Origin of the sequence: Mycobacterium sp. shizuoka-1 (assembly GCF_002723835.1) — a bacterium.
Classification (GTDB): Bacteria; Actinomycetota; Actinomycetes; order Mycobacteriales; family Mycobacteriaceae; genus Mycobacterium.
The window spans coordinates 1-21,051 of record NZ_BEWG01000107.1 but is presented as its reverse complement, the minus strand read 5'-3'; the positions used below and the strand labels follow the sequence as shown (position 1 = coordinate 21,051).

At 68.3% G+C, this 21,051-nt stretch carries 13 protein-coding genes and 1 pseudogene; 8 read left to right on the top strand and 6 right to left on the bottom strand.

All coding sequences use genetic code 11. The features are described from left to right. Window positions 1-62: 62 nt before the first annotated feature. Complete coding sequence (locus MSZK_RS26900; protein ID WP_142390012.1) at window positions 63-329, bottom strand: hypothetical protein; 267 nt, start codon at window positions 327-329, stop codon at window positions 63-65. Between the two features lie 118 nt (window positions 330-447). Between MSZK_RS26900 and MSZK_RS26895 the strand changes: the two genes are divergently transcribed. Next, window positions 448-1,821, top strand: a complete 1,374-nt coding sequence (locus MSZK_RS26895) for an FAD-binding oxidoreductase (RefSeq protein WP_099251597.1) — start codon at window positions 448-450, stop codon at window positions 1,819-1,821. Between the two features lie 493 nt (window positions 1,822-2,314). On the opposite strand, the gene MSZK_RS26890 is transcribed toward MSZK_RS26895, so the two are convergent. After that, complete coding sequence (locus MSZK_RS26890; RefSeq protein WP_099251596.1) at window positions 2,315-2,542, bottom strand: DUF3618 domain-containing protein; 228 nt, start codon at window positions 2,540-2,542, stop codon at window positions 2,315-2,317. Window positions 2,543-2,630: 88 nt separating this feature from the next. Here MSZK_RS26890 and bcp point away from each other — a divergent pair, with 88 nt between their 5' ends. Both bcp and MSZK_RS26880 read left to right on the top strand, forming a co-directional pair. Next, a complete protein-coding gene (bcp, locus tag MSZK_RS26885) occupies window positions 2,631-3,104 on the top strand; it encodes a thioredoxin-dependent thiol peroxidase (RefSeq protein ID WP_099251595.1) in 474 nt (157 codons plus the stop codon). Between the two features lie 40 nt (window positions 3,105-3,144). Further along, entirely contained in the window at window positions 3,145-3,648 is a 504-nt protein-coding gene (locus MSZK_RS26880) for a hypothetical protein (protein ID WP_099251594.1), read from the top strand. On the opposite strand, the pseudogene MSZK_RS26875 reads toward MSZK_RS26880, so the two are convergent. The 4 genes and pseudogenes from MSZK_RS26875 to MSZK_RS26860 all read right to left on the bottom strand — a co-directional run. Then, window positions 3,630-5,061 (bottom strand): annotated as a pseudogene (locus MSZK_RS26875) (dipeptidase); the annotation flags it as partial. The gene MSZK_RS26880 and the pseudogene MSZK_RS26875 sit on opposite strands and share 19 nt — an antisense overlap. Continuing rightward, window positions 5,058-5,450, bottom strand: coding sequence for a holo-ACP synthase (locus MSZK_RS26870; RefSeq protein ID WP_059017865.1), 393 nt, complete (start codon window positions 5,448-5,450; stop codon window positions 5,058-5,060). The pseudogene MSZK_RS26875 and the gene MSZK_RS26870, both read right to left, overlap by 4 nt. 28 nt (window positions 5,451-5,478) lie before the next feature. Further along, a complete protein-coding gene (locus MSZK_RS26865) occupies window positions 5,479-14,718 on the bottom strand; it encodes a type I polyketide synthase (protein WP_099251592.1) in 9,240 nt (3,079 codons plus the stop codon). Between the two features lie 511 nt (window positions 14,719-15,229). Further along, window positions 15,230-15,973, bottom strand: coding sequence for a glycoside hydrolase domain-containing protein (locus MSZK_RS26860; protein WP_099251591.1), 744 nt, complete (start codon window positions 15,971-15,973; stop codon window positions 15,230-15,232). Between the two features lie 172 nt (window positions 15,974-16,145). Between MSZK_RS26860 and MSZK_RS26855 the strand changes: the two genes are divergently transcribed. From MSZK_RS26855 to MSZK_RS26835, 5 genes are all read left to right on the top strand, one after another. Beyond that, window positions 16,146-17,186, top strand: coding sequence for an ABC transporter ATP-binding protein (locus MSZK_RS26855; protein ID WP_099251590.1), 1,041 nt, complete (start codon window positions 16,146-16,148; stop codon window positions 17,184-17,186). Further along, on the top strand, window positions 17,183-18,376 hold the full coding sequence (locus MSZK_RS26850) for an ABC transporter substrate-binding protein (protein ID WP_099251589.1): 1,194 nt from the start codon (window positions 17,183-17,185) through the stop codon (window positions 18,374-18,376). Before MSZK_RS26855 ends, MSZK_RS26850 begins: the two co-directional genes overlap by 4 nt. Further along, a complete protein-coding gene (locus MSZK_RS26845) occupies window positions 18,355-19,206 on the top strand; it encodes an ABC transporter permease (protein WP_099251588.1) in 852 nt (283 codons plus the stop codon). The genes MSZK_RS26850 and MSZK_RS26845 overlap by 22 nt, the downstream gene beginning before the upstream one ends. Beyond that, window positions 19,206-20,006: an ABC transporter permease gene (locus MSZK_RS26840; RefSeq protein WP_099251587.1), complete on the top strand. Its 801-nt coding sequence runs from the start codon at window positions 19,206-19,208 to the stop codon at window positions 20,004-20,006. Before MSZK_RS26845 ends, MSZK_RS26840 begins: the two co-directional genes overlap by 1 nt. A 104-nt stretch (window positions 20,007-20,110) precedes the next feature. Further along, window positions 20,111-21,051: nitrate/nitrite transporter (locus MSZK_RS26835; RefSeq protein WP_099251586.1), on the top strand; the 941-nt coding region annotated here is incomplete at its 3' end.

The window sequence follows — 21,051 nt, the reverse complement described above, 5'->3', positions numbered from 1 at the left end:
ACTGGTGCGCGCCGAAAACATTGCGCGCGTTGGTGTGACGATCCCCGGCCACCGGACGGGGGTCAGCGGGGGTGTGGCACCGGCGTCCCGGACGCCACCCGCACGTCGACGCTGAAGTACTGGATACTCGGCGCCTCGGCGAGCACGATCTCCTTGAGCTTGGCGAACACCTTGTCCAGCGCCTCGAGCGCGTCGGCCTCCCCCGGCACGATCGATACACCGACGTCGAACCAGTGACCGCCGTACCGGCTGAGCCCGTGCGCAAAGCCGGGCAAATCGGTGTGGTCGTCGGGATTCCACGACACGACTTCGACTGCCTCATCACTCATGGCTTTCATCTTCACGGCCCCACCGCCGTCGCGGTAAGGGACTTTGGGCCCCGAACTCGCGCAACCGGTCTCCGGAATCAGGCGGCGAGATACGCTGCCGGCGGAGAAGGAGGCAGCGATGGCCGATGTGGCGGCGCGCTTTTCGGAGATCGTCGGCACGGCCCACCTGCTGACCGGCGACGCCATCTCCGAGGACTACGGCCACGACGAGGCGCTGACCATCCCGCCGCAACGTCCCGCCTTCCTCGCCAAGCCGGCCACCGCCGAGGAGGTCGCCGCATTGCTCAAGGCCGCCACCGAACTCCGGGTGCCGGTGACCGCCCGGGGCTCGGGCTGTGGGCTGTCGGGTGCGGCTCAACCGGTGGCCGGCGGCCTGCTGATCTCATTCGAGCGGATGAACGCCGTCCTCGAGATCGACACCGACAACCACGTCGCCGTGGTTCAGCCCGGCGTGACGCTCACCGAACTGGACGCCCAGACCGCCAAGGTGGGACTGAGTTACACCGTGTACCCGGGTGAACTCTCGTCCAGCGTCGGCGGCAACGTCGGGACCAACGCCGGCGGGATGCGGGCGGTGAAGTACGGCGTCACCCGCCACAACGTGCTCGGCTTGCAGGCGGCCCTGCCGACCGGCGAGATCATCCGCACCGGCGGCAAGATGTCGAAGATCTCCACCGGCTACGACCTCACCCAGCTGATCATCGGTTCGGAGGGGACGCTGGCCCTGGCGACCGAGGTGACCGTCAAGCTGGTCCCGCGGCCGGCCCACAGCGCCACCGTGCTGGCCCCGTTCGGCGATTTCGACCAGGTCATGTCCGCGGTGCCCAAGCTCATTTCCAGCGGGCTGAACCCGACCATCGTCGAGTACATCGACAACGTCGTGATGGCCGCGATCGTCAACGCCGAGAATCTGGAACTGGGCATCCCCGAAGCGATCCGGGAGAGGTCTGCCGCCTACCTCGTGGTGGCGCTGGAGAACAACCACACCGATCGCCTCGACGAGGACGCTGCGGAGCTGGGCGCCATGCTCAGCGACTGGGGCGCATTGGACGCCTATGTGCTGCAAGGCAATTCGGCCCGCAAGCTGATCGTGGCGCGCGAGAACGTATTCTGGACCGCCAAAGCCATCGGCGCCGACGACATCATCGACGTGGTGGTACCCAGAGCCTGTATGCCGGAATTCTTGCGACGGGCCCGAGACATCGCCCTGGCCGAGGGCGTCGGCATGAGCGGGTGCGGGCACGCCGGGGACGGCAACGTGCACGGCGTGCTCTTCTGCAAGGACCCACAGCTGCGCAAGAAGCTGCTGACCGAGATCTTCGCTTTTGCCATGTCACTGGGCGGCGCGATCTCCGGCGAGCACGGCGTCGGGCGGGCCAAGGCGGAATATTTCTGCGAGCTCGAGGACCCGGCCAAGCTGGCGTTGATGCGACGGATCAAGGACAGCTTCGACCCGGCCGGCATCCTCAACCCGGGCGTCGTATTCGCCTGATCGCAACCAGCGAGCCCTTGCCGCAAGGTTGCCCGGGCCGCGGCAGCAGCCGCGGCAAGCCGACGTGAGATGCGTCGCTGCGAAACGCCTGGACAACCCGTCTAGACGACTGACTGACCAGCAGATATGCCAACGGAGAGATAACCGGACGGCGGTCACCGCGACGGATTCACCCCATTGTGCTGCAACGATGCGAAAGGCGGTGTTATAGTCGCCGTTAGCTGAACTGACCACCAGCTGACCTCGGACGCAATGTCCAAGATGAAGTGAGGACTTAGCCGCATGGCGCCGGATGACCTTGTTGCCCACCCCACGGGCGAGGTAGCTCCGCAAGCCTGCCCCCCGGCGGTCCCGATGCACGTGCAAAGCTGCAGCCGGATCGGCATGGTCGCCAATCCCCCGGGCTTTCGGCGCTCGTTCGGCGACTGGTTGCGCCGCCGCTGATCGGCTTGCTGCCGCTTCGGCTGTGGCGCCGGATCCGGCGCACCCGCAGCTAGCCGTTGCGGATTCGGCGGACCACCAGCACCACCGTCACCACGCTGACCCCGGCCAGCGCGGCGGCCACCGGCGGCCTCTTCACGAAGCGCACCAGTGCGGCCTTGACGTCGTCGGCGAGGCGCTGGGGGTTGGCCCGCTCGGCCAGCGAGTCCACTGTCAACGCCAGCCGATCGCGCGCCTGGTCGATCTCGGCCTTGATGACCTCGGGATCCCGGTCCGCCACTTTCGTCCTCCAAACTGCCGCCCTGCCGAACTACCCTAGATCAACCCGGGCCAACCCCGATGCACCGGGAGATGAAGGAGTCAACCAGGTGAGCGAGACCGCACGCCTCGACGTCGGCGACAAAGCGCCGGCGTTCAGCCTGCCCGACGCCGAGGGCAAGACAGTCAAGCTGTCCGACTTCAAGGGCCGCAAGGTGATCGTCTACTTCTACCCGGCCGCGATGACCCCGGGTTGCACCAAGCAGGCCTGCGATTTCCGTGACAGCCTGGCCGAGCTCAACGGCGCCGGTATCGACGTCGTCGGCATCTCCCCGGACAAGCCGGAGAAGCTGGCCAAGTTCACCGAACGCGACCAGCTGACGTTCCCCCTGCTGTCCGACCCGGACAAGAAGGTGCTCACCGAGTGGGGCGCCTACGGCGAGAAGAAGATGTACGGCAAGACCGTCCAAGGCGTGATCCGGTCGACCTTCGTGGTCGACGAGAAGGGCAACATCGAGGTGGCCCAGTACAACGTGAAGGCCACCGGCCACGTCGCCAAGCTGCGGCGCGACATCTCGGTCTAAATCCTTCGACAATGTGGCGCCCTGTTGGTTCGATACCGGCATGACCGAAGGTAGCGACGCGATGTCGGGGCTCACCAAGAGCGTTTGGAGCGACAGCGATCTCGACCAGATGCTTTGGCACGACGCGACCGTTCACGCGATTGCATTACATGCTGAGGGGCCACCGGGGAATTTCGTGTCGCGGCTCCTGATGGACCTCGACTACATCGTCGCGTGGCCACCGGCAGAGTCACAGTTGTGCACGCCGTTCCTCGTCGCCCCTGCCACGCTGGTCTTCGACGACGTCTGCGACATCGACGGCCAGATCAGCAGCCCGAGTCCTAACCTGACGATCGATCGCGTGATCCGATCGCCGGGCGATGGTCCGTTGGCGCGCCTAGCGCGATGGCACATCGAAGGCCACGAGTTCGCATTGAAGTTCCGCGCATTGGGTTACCGCCTCTACCTCCGACAGCCACCTACCCTCATCGATCGGCAGGACTTGTCCCTTGCCGAGCGGGGCGGGTTCGCTTTCACGGAAGTCGGTTACGAACTCTCGGTCTGACGTGTGCCCAGCTTTCCCAGCAGCAGCGCCTCGGTGATCGCGGCGCGCTCCAGCACGCCGAGGTGCAGGCTCTCGTTGACGCTGTGCGCCTGGGTGCCGGGGTCCTCGACGCCGGTGACCAGGATGGTGGCGTCGGGGAACGCGGCGGCGAACTCGGCGATGAACGGAATCGAGCCGCCCATCCCCATATCGACGACGTCGGTACCCCAGCCCTGCCGGAAAGCCGCGCGGGCGGCGTCGTAGACCGGGCCGCTGGCGTCGATCGCGTAGGGCTGCCCGATGTCGCCCGGGATGACCTTGACGTGCGCGCCCCAGGGAGCGTGCCGCTCGAGGTGGCGGCGCAGCGCATGCAGGTGTGCCGCCGCGTCGCCGCCGGGCGCCACCCGCATGCTGACCTTGGCGCTCGCGCGCGGGATCAGGGTGTTGGAGGCTTTGGCGATCGGGGTGGTGTCGATGCCGATGACCGTGATCGCGGGTTTGGCCCACATCCGCTGCGCCACCGGCCCGGACCCGATCTCGCGCACCCCGTCGAGCAGACCCGATTCGGTGCGCACCCACTGCGGGCCGCGGTCGACATCGGCGGCGGTGGTCTCGTGCAGGCCCTGTACGGCGACGTTGCCGTCGTCGTCGTGCAGGCTGGCCAGCAGCCGCACCAGAACGCTGAGCGCGTCGGGCACCACGCCACCCCACAGCCCCGAGTGCAGGCCATGGTCCAGGGTGGCGACTTCGACCACACAGTCGACCAGCCCGCGCAGCGAGACCGTCAGCGCGGGGATCTCGGTGGTCCAGTTGTCCGAGTCGGCGATCACGATGACGTCGGCGGCCAGCTTGCCGGAGTGGGCAGCCAGCAGCCGGCCCAGCGACGGCGAGCCGGACTCCTCCTCCCCCTCGACGAACACGGTGACACCGACCGGCGGATTGCCGTCGTAGGCGCGGAAGGCCGCCAGGTGCGTCGCGATGCCGGCCTTGTCGTCCGCGCTGCCGCGGCCATAGAGCCGCCCGTCCCGCTCCACCGGTTCGAACGGATCCGAATTCCATTGCCCCGGTTCACCTTCGGGCTGAACATCGTGGTGGGCGTACAGCAGTACGGTCGGCGCACCCGGCGGGGCGGGATGGTGTGCGATCACCGCAGGTGCGCCGCCTTCGGCGACGATCTCGACCTGATGAAAGCCGGCCTGGCGCAGCAGGTCGGCGACCGCACGGGCACTGCGGTGCACCTCGTCGCGGCGGGCGGGGTCAGCCCACACCGACGGGATGCGCACCAGGTCTTCGAGATCGGCCCGCACCGAGGGAAGGACGGCCCGCACACGGTCGACGATATCGGTCATGGCCACGACCCTACCCAGCACGAGCAGAGGCAGAATCGCACGGATTCGCGGGGAATCGTGCGAGTGTGCGTCTGCTCGCGGCTACAGCGTCTCCAGGATGGCCACCGCGGCGGCGGTGTCGCCTTCATGGGTGAGCGACACGTGGATCGTCACCTCGGCCAGGTGCTCGGCAATGGCACCGGTGAGACGGACCTTGGGCCGGCCCCACATGTCGGTGATCACCTCGATGTCGCGGTGGATCCCCTCCGGCAGGACCGGGCGCTGAGCGAATCGGGAGCCCGACCACGCCTTGATGACGGCCTCCTTGGCGGCCCACCGAGCCGCCAGGTGCCGTGCCGCCACCGAGCTCTTGTCGGCGGCGTCGCGGCGCTCACCTGGGGTGAAGGTCTCGGCAAACACCGTTCCCGGCTGATCCACCTGCTCGGCGAAGTCGGGAATGGAGACCACATCGATCCCCACACCGACTATCGCCACGCGAGCACCCTAACGGATGCACCCATGCTCATCGCACGTAGGTGTCGCCCTCGCCCAGCCGTGACGCCGGGTCGAGCAGCATCGCCGCCTCCTGCCGCTTCTCCGGCACGTCGTGGTCGAACCGGCGATCGGCGGGCTTCTCGTACATCGGCCGTCCGCCGGCGATGGCCGAGGCCAGTCGCCGCTGACCGGCCAGCACCCGCTCGCGGGACCGCTTGGTGTAGTCCGCACGCTCCTGCTCGCTCAGCGTCGCCAGGAATGCCTGCGGATGCACCAGCGCGATCAGACCCGACACGTGGCCGAACCCGAGGCTGGTGACCAGGCCCGCCTTCAGCGGGAACTTGTCGCCCAGGCGCAGGGTGTCACGCACCCACACGAAGTGCCCGGAGCCGGCCAGCTCGTCGTCGACGCAGTCCAGGCTGCGGTTCGGCGGGATGACACCGTCGCGCAGGATCTGGCACAGCCCCATCATCTGGAACACCGCCGCACCGCCCTTGGCATGGCCGGTCAGGCTCTTCTGGCTCACGACGAACAGCGGGGCGCCGGCGGCCCGGCCCAGCGAGTCGGCGAGCCGCTCGTGCAGCTCCGTCTCGTTGGGATCGTTGGCCAGCGTCGAGGTGTCGTGCTTGGAGATCACCGCGATGTCGTCGGCGCCGACCCCCAGCTTGGCCAGCGAACGGGCCAGCTGCGAATCCTTGCCGCCGCGCCCGGCGCCCAGTGCGCCCAGGCCCGGGGCCGGGATCGAGGTGTGTACACCGTCGCCGAAGCTCTGGGCGTAACCCACCACCGCGAGCACCGGCAGACCCATCTTCAGCGCCAGGTCGCCGCGCGCCAGCAGGATGGTGCCGCCGCCCTGTGCCTCCAGGAAGCCCAGCCGGCGCCGGTCGTTGGCGCGGGAGAACTTCGAGTCGCTGATCCCCTTGGCCCGCATCGTCTCGGTGTCGGCGGTGGCCGCCATGTCACCGAAGCCGATGACGGCCTCCACGGTCATGTCGTCGAAGCCACCGGTGACCACCAGTTCGGCCTTGCCGAGGCGGATCTTGTCCATGCCCTCCTCGACGGACACCGCGGCGGTGGCGCACGCGCCGACCGGGTGGATCATCGACCCGTAGCTGCCGACGTAGGACTGGATGACATGTGCGGCAACGACGTTGGGCAGCACCTCCTGCAGGATGTCGTTCGGCTTGGCCTGACCGAGCAGGTTGCCGTGGTACATCGTCTCCATCGACGTCATACCGCCCATGCCGGTGCCCTGCGTCGAGGCCACCAGGCTGGGGTGCACCCAGCGCATCAGCTCGGTCGGGGTGAAGCCGGAGGACAGGAACGCGTCGACGGTCGCGACGATGTTCCACAGCGCCACCCGGTCGATCGAGCTGGCCATGTCCGGGCTGATGCCCCAGACCGTCGGGTCGAACCCGGTCGGGATCTGCGCCCCCACCGTCCGCGACAGCTTGGTCTTGCGGGGCACCCGAATCTCGGTGCCGGCCTTGCGGATCACCTCCCAGTCCGAGGAGTCCGGAACCGGGCGGATGACGGTGTGCTCGGGGTCGAATTCCACGAAGGCACGGGCGTCGGCCTCCGACGAGACCACGAACCGGAAGTCCTTGTCCAGGAAGACACTGACCAGAAGCGGCGTGGTGTGGTCGGACTCGAGGGCCCCGTCGCCGACGAACTCGCGGATGCCGCAGCGTTCCACCACCGCGTCGTGGTAGCGCTCGACCAGCTCGGCCTCGTCGACCAGCTCGCCGGTGGCGGTGTCGTACCAGCCCGGCTTGGGATCGTCTTCCCAGGTGACCAGGCCGGTGGTCCAGGCCAGTTCGAGCACGCCGGCCGCCGATAGCTCGTTGTCGACCTCCATCTCGAAGCGGGTACGCGACGAGCCGTACGGCCCCAGTTCGGCACCGCCGACGATGACCACCAGGTCCGCCGGGTCGACGTCGAGGTCGGCCCACTCCGGCGGCGTGCCGGCGGTGTGGCCGCGCGGCGGTGACGGCAGGGCGGCGATGGTGCCGGCCGCCGGCTCGTCGTCGGAATCGGCAGTGTCGCCGGCCATCTCCTCACGCGCCTTGGCAGCCAACTCGGCCATGTCGAGTTCGACGTCGCCGAGCCCGCCGGTCAGGTCGACCTTCAGCGCGGCGCGCGCCGCGGCGACCTTGGCCTCCACCGTGCACAGATCGAGCAGCATCGCTGCCATCTCCTCCGTGCTGTAGGTGGTCACGCCCGCCTCTTCGACCGCACCGACGATGGCGTCGTTGTGGCCCATCAGCCCGGTGCCCTTGGTCCAGCCGATCAACGCGTGCGCGAAGCTGACCCGCTGGGCCCACGAGGTTTCGGCGTTCCAGCGGTTGACCACCGCGTCCAGCGCGGACTTCGACTCGCCGTAGGCGCCGTCACCGCCGAACATGCCGCGGTTGGGCGAGCCGGGCAGCACCACGTGCAGCCGCGAGGCGATGTCGCGTTCGGCACCGATGGAGGACAGCCCGCCGATGAGCCGCTCGACGGCCCACAGCAGGACCTTCATCTCCATCTCGGAGCGAGAGCCGGCCTCCGACAGGTCCCCGGCCACCCGCGGGGCGGCGAACGGGAACAACAGCGTCGGGGTCAGCGCGTCCTTGATGTGGATCGATTGCGGCCCAAGGCTCTCGGTTTGCTCGGTGCCGACCCATGATGCCAGGGCGTCGATGTCGGCGTAGGAGGCCATGTTGGCTGGCACCACCCACAGCGAGGCGCCGTAACGGGCGTGGTCGCGGTAGAGCGTCTTGTAGAACGCCAGCCGATCGTCGTCGAGCTTGGATGTCGTCGCGATCACCGTGGCACCGCCGTCGAGCAGGCCGGCGACCACCGATGCGGCGATCGAGCCCTTGGAGGCACCGGTGACCACTGCGACCTCGTCGCTGTAGTGACCCTTGTTCGGATTCTCGGCACCGGCGGCGATCCGGCCGAACAACGAGGCGTGGATGGTGCGACCGGCCGCCAGAGCCTTGCCCTGCCACCAGTTCGCCTGGGTGGCAACGACATTGCCGGCGCCCTCGAAACGCTCCGAGAGCCGCAGCCAGTCGGCGTCGATGTCGCCTTCCTCGGCCAGCCACAGCTTGACCAGATCCTCACGGGCGCTGGCCCAGCGGTCGTCGAGCAGCACCGCCTTGCGGGCGTCGAACGCCGGAGCCACCAACCGAGGCCAATCCGAGCCCAGTTCGGCCGTCACCAGGTCGATGAGCTCGGCATCGGTGGCCGAAGGCGCGGCCGACACCGGGTTGTCCAGACCCAGCTGCCCGAGCACCAGGCGAGCGGCCGAGGCGAGCACCCCGTCGCGACCGGTGACCTGCTCGGCGAACTCGTTGAGCGCGGCCGAGTCGACCACGCCACCACCGGCACCGCCGGCCGACGGCAGCGACACCGCGATGCCCTTGCGGGCGGCCACCGAGGCGACCGCGGCGTCGATGGCCTTGTCCACGGCGGCCGCATCGGCCAGCGCACCCTCGTGCAGGCCGCCGAGTGCACCACCGCGCACGCTGCTGCCCTCGCGGGTACCCAGCGCCAGTTCGGCGGTCACATGCTTGGCCCAGCCGTCGCCGAGCTCCCAGGTCTTCTTGACCCGCTCCGCGATGGCGGCCGGACGCTTGCCCGAGGGGCCGAGCACCGTGCGCAGCTGATCGTTGATCGAATCCGACAGCACCGGGCCGAAAGGCTTGTAGGTGCGGGCCAGCTTGGCCACCTGACCGCGTAGCGACCCCAGGTCCGCCTCGGCGGCACCGTCGATCGCACCCAGGTTCAGTTCCGAACCGAGGTCGACCAGCAGCTGGTTGCGCCGCGAGGACGCACCGTCGGTGATCGACTCGATCGAGTCCAGCGGCTCGATCTGATCGATGCGCATCTTGGCGCCCAACGCGATCAGCGCCAGGGTGGCATCGCCCGCATCGAACGCGATGTCGTCGGGGCGCGGCCCGCCGGCCGGTGCGGCCGCCGGAGCCGGAGCCGCCGGAGCGGCGTCGGCCGCGGCAGCCTCGGCCGGCGCCTCGGCGGCGGGGGCTTCGGGCTCGTCGTCCGGCTCGGGGTCGGTATCGGTGGCGAACAGCACCGCGGCGTCGCGCTCGGAGTTGAGCACTTCGACTGTGCTGTGGGCGAATTCCGGCAACTTCAGGGTGTTGCTGGCCAGGCCGGCCACGGTCGGTGCGGACTTCACGCCGATCTCGACGAAACGCTCGACGCCGAGACCGCCTGCGGCTTCCTCGATGAACAGCAGGTCCTGGGTCTCGATCCAGCGCACCGGGCTGGCGAACTGCCAGGCCAGCAGTTCGATGACGACCTTGCGGCACAGATCGTGCGGCCGTTCGTTGCGCCAGGTGTCGTAGTCGGCCAGGATCTCGTCGAGCGGCTCGGCCGGCACCAGATCGCGGATCTCCTGGATGAAGTCGCGATCCAGGGTGAACGGCCGCGGCACCAGGTTCGGGATGTAGCGCCCGACGATCAGAGCCGGGTCGGCATCCTCGGGCATGACCCGCTCCAGCGCGCGACGGAAGTCGTCGACGCCGACGCGCAGCACGTCGGAGTGGAACGGCACGTCGATGCCGGGAACCAGGATGAACGACCGCTTGCCGCCGGTGATCTCCCGGCGCCGTTCGACCTCTTCCTCCAGTGCCTCCAACCCGCGCACCGTGCCGGCGATCGCGTACTGCGAACCGCGCAGGTTGAAGTTCACGATCTGTAGGAATTCGTTTGTCCGCTCGGCGATCTCGGCGACGAAATCCTTGACGTCGGCGTCCGGCAGATCGATCTGCGACGGCCGGATGGCCGCCAGTCGGTAGTTGGACCGGCCCATCTCGTCGCGCGGGACGATGTCGTGCATCTTGCTGCCGCGGTGGAACACCACCTCCAGCAGCGCCTCCAGCTTGTAGACGCCCGAGACGCAGGCCAGCGCGGTGTACTCGCCCACCGAGTGACCGCAGGCGATCGCGCCCTCGACGAACGCGCCCTGCTCGCGCATCTCGGCAACCTGCGCGGCCGCCACCGTGGCCATGGCGACCTGGGTGAACTGCGTCAGGTAGAGCACGCCTTCGGGGTGCTGGTAGTGCACGCCGGAGGCGATCAGGCTGGTCGGGTTGTCGCGCACCACGTGCAGCACCGAGAAGCCCAGGGTGTCGCGGGTGAACTTGTCGGCGGTGTCCCACACCTTGCGGGCGGCCTTGGACCGGGCCCGCACCTCCATGCCCATGCCCTTGTGCTGGATGCCCTGCCCCGGGAACGCGTACACCGTCTTCGGGGCCGCCAGCCGGGCGGTGGCACTCATCACCAGGTCAGTACCAACCTTGGCGGTGACCTCCAAAACCTCGGCGCCCAAGTCGATTCCGACCCGATCGACACGGAAGTCGATGTCGTCGCCGGGCTTGACCATGCCCAGGAACCGCGCGGTCCACCCGATCAGCTTGGCCGGCGGGACCGGCTTGCCGTCGGTGGCGGTCACCACGTGCTGTGCGGCGGCCGACAACCACATGCCGTGCACGATCGGCGAATCCAGGCCGGCCAGCAGCGCGGCGGCCTGATCGGTGTGGATCGGGTTGTGGTCACCGGAGACCACGGCGAACGGCCGCATGTCGACCGGGGCGCCGATGGTGACGTCGCGGCGACGGCGGCGCGGGGTGTCGGTGGCGTTCAACGACACCGCTCCCCCGGCGCGAACCGGATCGGTGAGTTCCTTGGCGCCGGTACGCCCACGAATGGCGAACCGCTCCTCGAGGACCGCCAGGATCATGCCCTTGGCGTCGGTCACGTTCACCGTGACCGGGACGACACGGCCAACCTCGGTGTCGGTCGCGACCGAAGCCGTTGCGGTGACCGTCAATTGGGTCGGTTCCTTGGGCAGCGGCTTGAGCAGCTGTGCGGCGTGGTCGAGGTGCACCAGGCTCAGCAGACCCTCGACGACCGGGAAGCCGGTCTCGGTGGCAGCGCCGCCGATCGCGGCGAACACCGCGGGCCAGCACCGGCCGACCAGCGCGTCCGGCACGGTCGACAGGGTCGGCGCCAGCGGCGAGCCGAACGTCGCGGTCACACCGGTGTGGTCGGCCACCCGCTCGGGGTCCCAGCCGACGGTGACGGTGGTGGATCCGCCCGTCACCGGCGGCAGTGCCTCGGGGCCGTCCACACCGGCGGCGATGGCCAGCACGGCGCGCATCGCGGCGGCGGCGTCCTCGGTGCGCACCACCGGGGTGCCGCCGTCCATCACCGTGGCCGGCAGGGTGAAGGCGATGTCGATCCAGGTGCCCGACAGCGGGACGCTGAGCACCACCCGGTCGGCACCGGTGACCTCCAGCCGAGCACCGGTGGAATGGTTTGTCGCCGAACGATTGTCGTGCACCAGCCACTCGGACGGCGCCGCGATGCGGTGCACCGGATTGGTCGCGGTGCGCCCGGCCCACAGCACGTCCGGGGAGTCCAGCACGATGGCCAGCGGTCCGGTCGCATCGGTGCGGACCCGCAGCCGCGCGGCCACCGGCTCGGGCGTGGCACCCGCAGCCAGCAGCTGATCGACAGCGGTCTTCTCGAAGCGGTCGAGCAGCTCGCCCACCGGCTCGTCGACCCGGTCGATACCGGCGACGGCCTGGGTACCCGGGATGATGCAGACCTGGTCGGCGGTGTAGCGGGCGTCGTGGGCCTGCCACAGCGAGTCACTGCGCCACCAGCGCCGCACGTCCTTGTCGATGACCGGGACGAAGTTGACCGGCTTGCCCGGGGTCTTGCACAACTGGACGAAGAACGGCACGTCGGCCGGGTGCAGCAGCACCGCCTCGGCCTCGGGGTACTTCGACATCAGCGCGGCCACGGCCCGGTCCGGGTTCTCCAGCAGCCACTCGCCGTCGGCTGTCGACGCATCGAACAGGGTCTCGATCGGACCGCTGTCGGTCGCGTTGAGCCGGGCCTCGGCACGCTGCAGCATCTCGGCGAAGCGGTCCCGCCAGGTGATGTCGAGCCACGGCGAATCGGCGGTCTTGGTGTCGGCGGTCGAGTCACCGGCACCGATCGCCAGCTCCAGGTAGCGCGCCAGCCACTGCAGGTAGGTCATCTCGGCGACGTCGCCGAAGTACGGCTTGGCGGTGACCGCCATGGCGGTGATGATCTCGTCGCGGCGTGCCGCGACGGCGTCGGCGTCACCGGCGACCTCGTCGAGCAGCCGGCCACAGCGGGAGGCCGCGTTGTCGATCTCGTGGATGTCGGCGCCGAGCTGACTACGCCCGGAAGCCATGCCGTTCACGGCTTTTCCGGCGCCGACCCAGTGGTCGGTACCGGCGGTGTCGACCAGCAGCTGCTTGACGGCAGGCGACGTGGTGGCTTCCAGGCAGGCCATCGCGGCGGTGCCGACGAGGATGCCGTCGACGGGCATCAGCGGGTAGCCGTAGGCCGCCGACCACCGGCCGGAGAGGTATTCCGCGGCGCGTTCGGGCGTGCCGATACCGCCACCGACGCAGACCGTGATGTTGGCGCGGCCGCGCAGTTCGGAGTAGGTGGTCAGCAGCAGGTCGTCGAGGTCTTCCCAGGAGTGGTGACCACCGGCGCGGCCGCCCTCGATGTGGACGATCACCGGCTTGGTCGGCACCTCGGCGGCGATCCGGATGACCGAGCGGATCTGCTCGACGGTGCCGGGTTTGAACACCACATGGGCGATACCGACCGTGTTCAGCTCGTCGATCAGCTCGACGGCCTCTTCGAGGTCGGGGATGCCGGCGCTGACCACCACACCGTCGATCGGCGCGCCGGACTGGCGGGCCTTCTGCACCAGCCGCTTGCCGCCCAGCTGCAGCTTCCACAGGTAGGGGTCCAGGAACAGCGAATTGAACTGGATCGTCCGGCCGGGCTCCAGGAGCTCGATCAGTTCCTCGACGCGCTTGTCGAAGATCGGCTCGGTGACCTGTCCGCCGCCGGCCAGCTCGGCCCAGTGCCCGGCGTTGGCCGCCGCGGCGACGATCTTGGCGTCGACGGTCGTCGGGGTCATGCCCGCCAGCAGGATCGGCGAGCGGCCGGTGAGCCGGGTGAACTTCGTGGACAGCTTGACCGAGCCGTCGGGCAGGGTGACCACCGAGGGCGCGTAGCTCGACCACGGCTTGGCCACGTCGGGCACCGCGCCGACGGTGAACAGGTTGCGCTGCCCGCCGCGGGTGGCGGCCGGCACGATGCCGATGCCCAGGCCGCGGATCACCGGAGCGGTGAGCCGGGTCAGGATGTCACCCGGTCCGAGGTCAAGAATCCACCGGGCGCCGGCGTCGTTCAGCGCGGTGACCTCCTCGACCCAGTCCACCTGCTGGACCAGGATCGCGTCGGTCAGGGCGCGGGCCAGCTCGACGTCCAGTCCCACCGCGGCGGCCCAGCGGCCCACGATATCGATGCCGTCGGCCAGGCGCGGCGTGTGGAAGCCCACCTCGACCGCGACCGGGTCGAAGACCGGGTTGAAGACCGCGCCGCCGCGCACCTTGTTCTTGCGGTCGGCGGCTTCGGCCTCGGCGATCTGCTCGCAGTAGAGCTCGAATCGGGACAGCTGTTCGGGCGTGCCGGTGATCACAACCGAGCGCCGGCCGTTGCGGATCGAGAGCACCGGCGGCAACACCGTGCGGACGTCCTGAGCAAACTCCTCGAGCAGTTCGTAGATGCGCTCGGGTTCGGCGTTGGTCACCGAGACCATCGGCGGGCGGTCACCGAGGACCGAGATGCCGCGGCGACGGGCCACCAGGGTGCCTGCGGCACCGATCAGCTGGGCCAGGGCCAGCAGCTGAACATCCTGGGCGCCGGCGGCGCGCAGCGCCTCGACGGCGAGCACGCCCTGGGAGTGACCGGCGACGGCCACCGGCGGCGCGGCGGCCAGATCCATGCCCTGACGGGCCAGCGCCCGGATCGCGGCGATCTGGGTCAGCAGGACGCCGGGAACCGACACCGCCGCCGAGGTGAGCTGCTTCGCCGAGGGCACGGGTTCGTCGGCGGCCAGCGCGCGCACCCAGCGCAGCGGCTCGAAGCCGATCGGACGGACCACCACCAGTTCGTCGGCGACGGGCTCGAGCAGCAGCTCAGCCTCACCGGCCAGGGTTGCGAGCTCGGATTCGATGCCGGCCGAGGTGACCAGCTCCTCGAGGGTGTCCAGCCAGGCACTGCCCTGCCCGCCGAAGGCGACGGCATAGGGCTCGCCGGCGTTGAGTCGGTCGACGAGCGCGTGGGTAGTGGCCTGCTTCGCGCCGCCGCGCCATGATCCGTCGCCCGTGGACAGCCTGTCGTGCTCGTGGATCGTCACCTTGTGTATCTCCCTGTCGTGCTCATCGTCGCGTCGTGGCGTTTCGGTTTCGTATGTGTCGGCGTGTCAGACCTGCGCTGCCCTGCGGAGGGGTCGTCGGCGATTCCCCGTCGAATCACGGCGTCCGCGCGATCGCCCGGGTGGGGTTCGGCGGTGCATCCGGCTGTACTAAGAGTGGCATAAGAACCGGCTCCATTTTCCGCCCGATATTGGTTACTGGCGAGTTCTACGCACGGGTAACGGCACGATGGGTAACACAGTGCCGAACAGCCGCCGAGACCATCCGGGACAAACGTCCTGCATGTAGGTGGTTACGGTCGAGTAGGTGCAATAGCGCTGATCAGCGCACGATTGTTATCGAATCGTTACCTACTGATCGCCTGTCAGCGATCGCGCGCCGCAGCCCCCGGCCAAGCACTTGCTCGGTTTTTCAGTCCACAAATGTTCACCAGAATGGCGTCAAGAAATTTGCTGGCAAATCCTTACCAGCCGGTAAGTTTTGCGTATCGCCTCAGTCCCACTGGCCGAATTGCGGCTTGAGGATGTTGTTCACGTCCACACCGACGCCGCCCACCTTGCGCTTGTCGATCTCGACCTGGTGCAGGTGCGCGGCCGGGTGCGTATACCCCTTCGGCGAACCCCAGTTGTGCTGCCAGAACCAGGAGCCGAGACCGTCCTGCAGCGCCCAGTCGATGGTCTTGGAGTTGGCATAGATCCCCACCCGCTGATGCCCGATCACCGATTCCCAGGCCCGCAGGTACGGCGCGACCTGCGTCTTGTACTGCTCAGGCGTGGGATCGTCGTCGATGGAGACATAGATCGGGGCGGCCACCGGCCCGCCGGCGGCGGTGTGCAGCGCCCAGCCGCGCTTGGCGTGGATCAGCCCGGCCTGTTCACCGCCGAGCCAGTCCGCGGTGTCCTGCTTGCCGAACTGGTAGTTGGACACGATCTTCAGGCCGGCCTGGTACAGATCGCGAGCCTCAGGCAGCTGGATCGGCTTGCCCAGCATCCACTCCCCGCCGGGGCGCCGGTCGGAGACATAGCGGATGGCCCCCAGCGCACCGGAGGCTTTGAGGTCACTGGCGCTGATGACCCCGGCGGCATAGTCCAGCAGCACACCGAGCGGCGCCGCGGTCGCGGTAGGCGGGGCCGCAGTCGCGCTCGGCGGGGCCAGCACCGACGCCAGACTTCCCAGACCCAGTGCGGCAGGCGTGGCGGCGGCCAGTTTCAGCACGTCGCGGCGCGACACGGACACGCGCCCCAGGATACGACAACTGCCTCAGCTATCACATGAACGCCACCGGTCACATCTGCATCATCTGCCTGCGACCGGGGTTTGATCGCGAATCCGGTGGCGTGGACGCGCCCCGACCGGCGAAGTCCATCATGGCGCTGCGATTCGACAACGTGATCCGTAGGATCCACCCATGCCATCCGCCCTGCCGCAGATCGAGTTGCGCGGGGTGCGGAAGGTGTTCGGCGACGTGACCGCCGTCGAGGGCGCCGACCTGACCGTTGGTGACGGCGAATTGTTCGCGATCCTCGGCCCGTCGGGATCGGGAAAAACCACGGTGTTGCGGATGATCGCCGGCTTCGAGCAGCCCACGGCCGGCACCGTTCACCTCGGCGGCGCCGATGTCACCGCGCTGCCGCCGGCCAAGCGGGACACCAACACCGTCTTTCAGGACTATGCGTTGTTCCCGCACATGACCGTGGACCAGAACGTCGAGTACGGGCTGAAGGTCAAGGGCGTGCCGAAGGCGCAGCGACGCGACCGCACGGCGGCCGCACTGGACATGGTGCGGCTGTCCGGGTACGCGGGGCGCAAGCCCGCGCAGCTCTCCGGTGGTCAGCAGCAGCGCGTCGCACTGGCCCGCGCGCTGGTGGGCCGGCCCAAAGTTCTGCTGCTCGACGAACCGCTGGGCGCACTGGATCTCAAGCTGCGCGAGCAGATGCAGGTGGAGCTCAAGGCGATTCAGCGCGAGGTCGGCATCACGTTCGTGATCGTGACCCACGATCAGGACGAGGCGCTCACGCTGTGCGACCGGCTCGCGGTGTTCAACAACGGCCGGATCGAACAGGTCGGCGCGGCGCGCGAGGTCTACGAGAACCCGGCCAACCGGTTCGTGGCGGATTTCGTCGGGACCTCCAATGTGGTCGACGGCGCGACCGCCGAAGCCATCGTCGGCCGGCCCGGCACCTTCGCGATCCGGCCCGAACGGATCGTGCTGCTCGCGCCTGGCGAGGCCGTCCCCGACGGAATACGCAGCGTCTCAGCACAAGTCGCGGAAGTGGTGTACGCGGGCCCGATCACCCGGGTGGCCGCCGACGCCTCCGGTGTCCGGCTGACCGCCACCCTGCTGTCGGCGGAGGCCTCCACCGAAATCGCTCACGGCGCACCAATCGTGCTGGCCTGGCCAGACAGTGCCATTCGAACCCTGTCCGAAGAGAAGAGGAGCTCGCCATGAGAACCACCACCCGTCGCCTCGGCGTTGCGCTGGTCGCGTGCGCCGCATTGGTCTCCGCCTGTTCGAGCTCCACCACGTCCGGCGGCGGAAGCTCCACGGCACCGCCGAAGATGGAGCCGCTGTCCGCGCTCGGCACGGGCGAGGGCCAGCTGAACCTGATCGCCTGGCCCGGCTATGCCGAGGACGGCTCCAACGACCCGAAGGTCGACTGGGTACACCCGTTCGAACAGAAGACCGGCTGCAAGGTCAACATCAAGATCGGCAACACCTCTGATGAGATGGTGCAATTGATGCGCACCGGCCAGTACGACGGCGTCTCGGCCTCCGGTGACGCCACTCTCCGGTTGATCTACGCCGGCGACGTCGCGCCGGTCAACACCAAGCTGGTGCCCAGCTACGACACCATCTCGGCGTTCCTCAAGGACAAGCCGTGGAACTCCGTCGACGGCCAGATGTACGGCATCCCGCACGGCTGGGGCGCCAACCTGCTGATGTACAACACCGACGTCGTCAAGGACGCCCCCGACACCTGGGGCGCGGTGTTCCCCGGCGCACCGGAGTACAAGGGCAAGGTCACCGCGTACGACTCCCCCATCTACATCGCCGACGCCGCGCTGTACCTGTCGAAGACCAAACCCGAACTGGGGATAAAGAATCCGTACTCGCTGACCGAGGACCAACTCAATGCCGCGGTCGATCTGCTGAAGGCTCAGCACGCCAACATCGGCGAGTACTGGTCGGACTACACCAAGGAGGTGCAGGCCTTCGAGTCCGGCACCTCGGTGATCGGAACCAGCTGGCAGGTGATCGCCAACATGCTGACCGCCGACAACAAGGTCAAGATCGCCACCGTGTTGCCCAAGGAGGGTTCGACCGGATGGTCGGACACCTGGATGGTGTCGTCGAAGGCCAAGAACCCCAACTGCATGTACCAGTGGATGGAGTGGATCACCTCACCGGAGATCAACGCCCAGGTCGCCGAGTACTTCGGCGAGGCGCCGGCGCAGACCAAGGCCTGCGAGTTCACCAGCGACAAGAACTTCTGCGCCACCTACCACGCGACCGACTCCGCGTACGCGGAGAAGATCAGCTACTGGACGACACCGCAGAAGCAGTGCGTGGACGGCAGCGGTGACAACTGCACGGCCTACAGCGAGTGGGTCGACAAGTGGCAGCAGATCAAGGGCTGACCCACGGGGTGACCCGGCGGATCCGGCTGGCCTTCCTGCTCGTTCCACCACTGGCCTGGCTGGTGGTGGCCTACCTCGGATCGCTTGGCGTCCTGCTGCTTTCGGCCTTCTGGAGCACCGACACCTTCACCGGTGCGGTGGTGCGGTCCTACACCAGCGACAACATCGTGCGAGTCCTCACCGACGCGGTGTTCCGCACCGCGACACTGCGGACGATCGGAATCGCCCTGAGCGTCACGGTGATCTGCATCGTGCTGGCGGTTCCGCTGGGGCTCTACATGGCCAAGGTCGCCTCGCCCCGGGTACGACTGGCCCTGGTGGTCGCGGTGACCACGCCGCTGTGGGCCAGCTACCTGGTCAAGGCCTACGCCTGGCGGATGCTGCTCTCCCCGGAGGGCCCGCTGCACTGGCTGGCGGGCTACACCCCCGGCTACGGCCTGATCGCCACGGTGCTCACGCTGGCTTACCTGTGGCTGCCGTACATGGTGATCCCGGTGTTCGCCGCGTTCGAACGAGTGCCCATTCCGCTGATCGACGCAAGCGCCGACCTGGGCGCCTCGGATCTGACCACACTGCGAACCATCGTGGCGCCGTTGGTGTTTCCCGGAATCGCCGCAGGGTCGATCTTCACGTTCTCGCTGTCGATGGGTGACTACATCGCGGTCACGATCGTCGGTGGCAAGACCCAGATGCTGGGCAACATCATCTACGGACAATTGGTGACCGCCAACAACCAACCGTTGGCGGCCGCACTGTCGCTGATCCCGCTGGCCGGGATCGTGCTCTATCTGATGGCGATGCGGCGCACCGGAGCATTGGAGAACGTCTGATGTTGTCAACCGGGATGCGTCGTCTGGTCCGGAGCTGGGCCGTGCTGGTGCTGATCTTCCTGTACGCCCCGCTGCTACTGGTGGTGCTCAACGCGTTCAACTCGTCGAAGACCTTCGCCTTTCCGCCCACCGGTTTCACGCTGCGGTGGTGGGCGGACGCCTGGGCCAGTGCGGGCATGTGGCACTCCTTGGCCAATTCGGTGGTGGTCGGCCTGTGCGCGACAGCGCTGGCGCTCGTCTTGGGCACCATGGCCGCGTTCGCCGTGCAGCGCTACGAGTTCTTCGGCCGGCACACCGTCAGCCTTCTGGTGGTGTTGCCGATCACGCTGCCCGGCATCGTGACCGGTATCGCGCTCAACGCGACGTTCACCTCAGTGCTCGGCATGACGCTGGGGCTGGCGACGGTGATCGTCGGGCACGCGACGTTCTGCATCGTGATCGTGTTCAACAACACCCAGGCGCGGCTGCGCCGCCTGGGCACCGGTCTGGAGGATGCGTCGGCGGACCTGGGCGCATCGGGCTGGCAGACGTTTCGCTACGTCACGTTCCCGATGATGCGCGGCGCGCTGCTGGCCGGGGCGATCCTGGCGTTCGCGCTGAGCTTCGATGAGATCGTCGTCACCACGTTCACTGCCGGGCCGACTGTACAGACGCTGCCGATCTGGATCTTCGGCAACCTGTTCCGGCCCAACCAGGCTCCGGTAATCAACGTCGTCGCCGCGACGTTGACGCTGCTCGCGGTCATCCCGGTCTGGCTCGCGCAACGCTTCGGCGGTGACCCGGCCGCCACCCGGGTATAGCTCGCCACGGTCACCGCGGCCGGCGGCGGGAATAGTCGGGCGGCGGAATCAATTTGCATCGCGAGAGATGATGGGTGGGCGAATCGGCGAAAGGGTGATGGGCAGTGCGGGCCTGGATTGTGTGGTCGACGGGATTGTTGGCCTACATCGTGGCCGTCCTGGACCGCACCACTCTGGGGGTTTCCGGCCTCGATGCCGCCAGCCGGTTCTCTGCCAGCCCCGGAGTCTTGTCCACCTTCGTCGTGCTGCAGGTCATCGTCTACGCAACCGCGCAGATCCCCGCCGGTGTGCTGCTGGACCGCTACGGGTCCAAGGTGATGATCCTGACCGGCGGCGCGCTGATGGTCGCCGGCCAACTCACCCTGGCTCTCACGTTCTCGCTTCCCACCGCGATCGCCGCCCGGGCGGTCGTCGGACTCGGTGACGCGTTCACGTTCATCTCGGTGCTGCGGTTGGTCCCGCATTGGTTCGCACCGCGACAGATCCCCCTGGTGACCCAGTTGACCGGTATCTCGGGCCAACTCGGACAGGTGCTGTCCGCGGTGCCGTTCCTGGCCTTGCTGGTCGGCTCGGGGTGGACGACCGCCTACCTCTCCGTCGCGTCGCTGGGCGTGTTATCCCTGGTGCTGACCCTGTTGCTGGTGAAGAACACCCCGAGCGGGGTCACCGTCGACGACCCGGTGGTCAGCGTGCGCGAGACGCTGGCCAGCGTGAAGACCGTGTGGATGCGGCCCGGCACCCGGCTGGGATTTTTCACCCACATGGGCACCCAGTTCTCCGTCACCGTGTTCGCGCTGATGTGGGGTGTCCCGTATTTGACGGTGGCGCAGAATCTTTCGCGCGGCGCGGCGGGCACGCTGCTGACCATCTCGGTGGTCGCCGCGATCGTGTCCGGTGTGGTGATCGGCATCTTCACCGGTCGCCATCCGCACCGGCGCTCGCGGCTGGTACTGGGCATCATCGGCAGCAATGCGCTGGTGTGGACGGTCGTCCTCGCTCTGCCCTCACCCACCCCGCACTGGTTACTGGTTGTGCTGATCGTGGT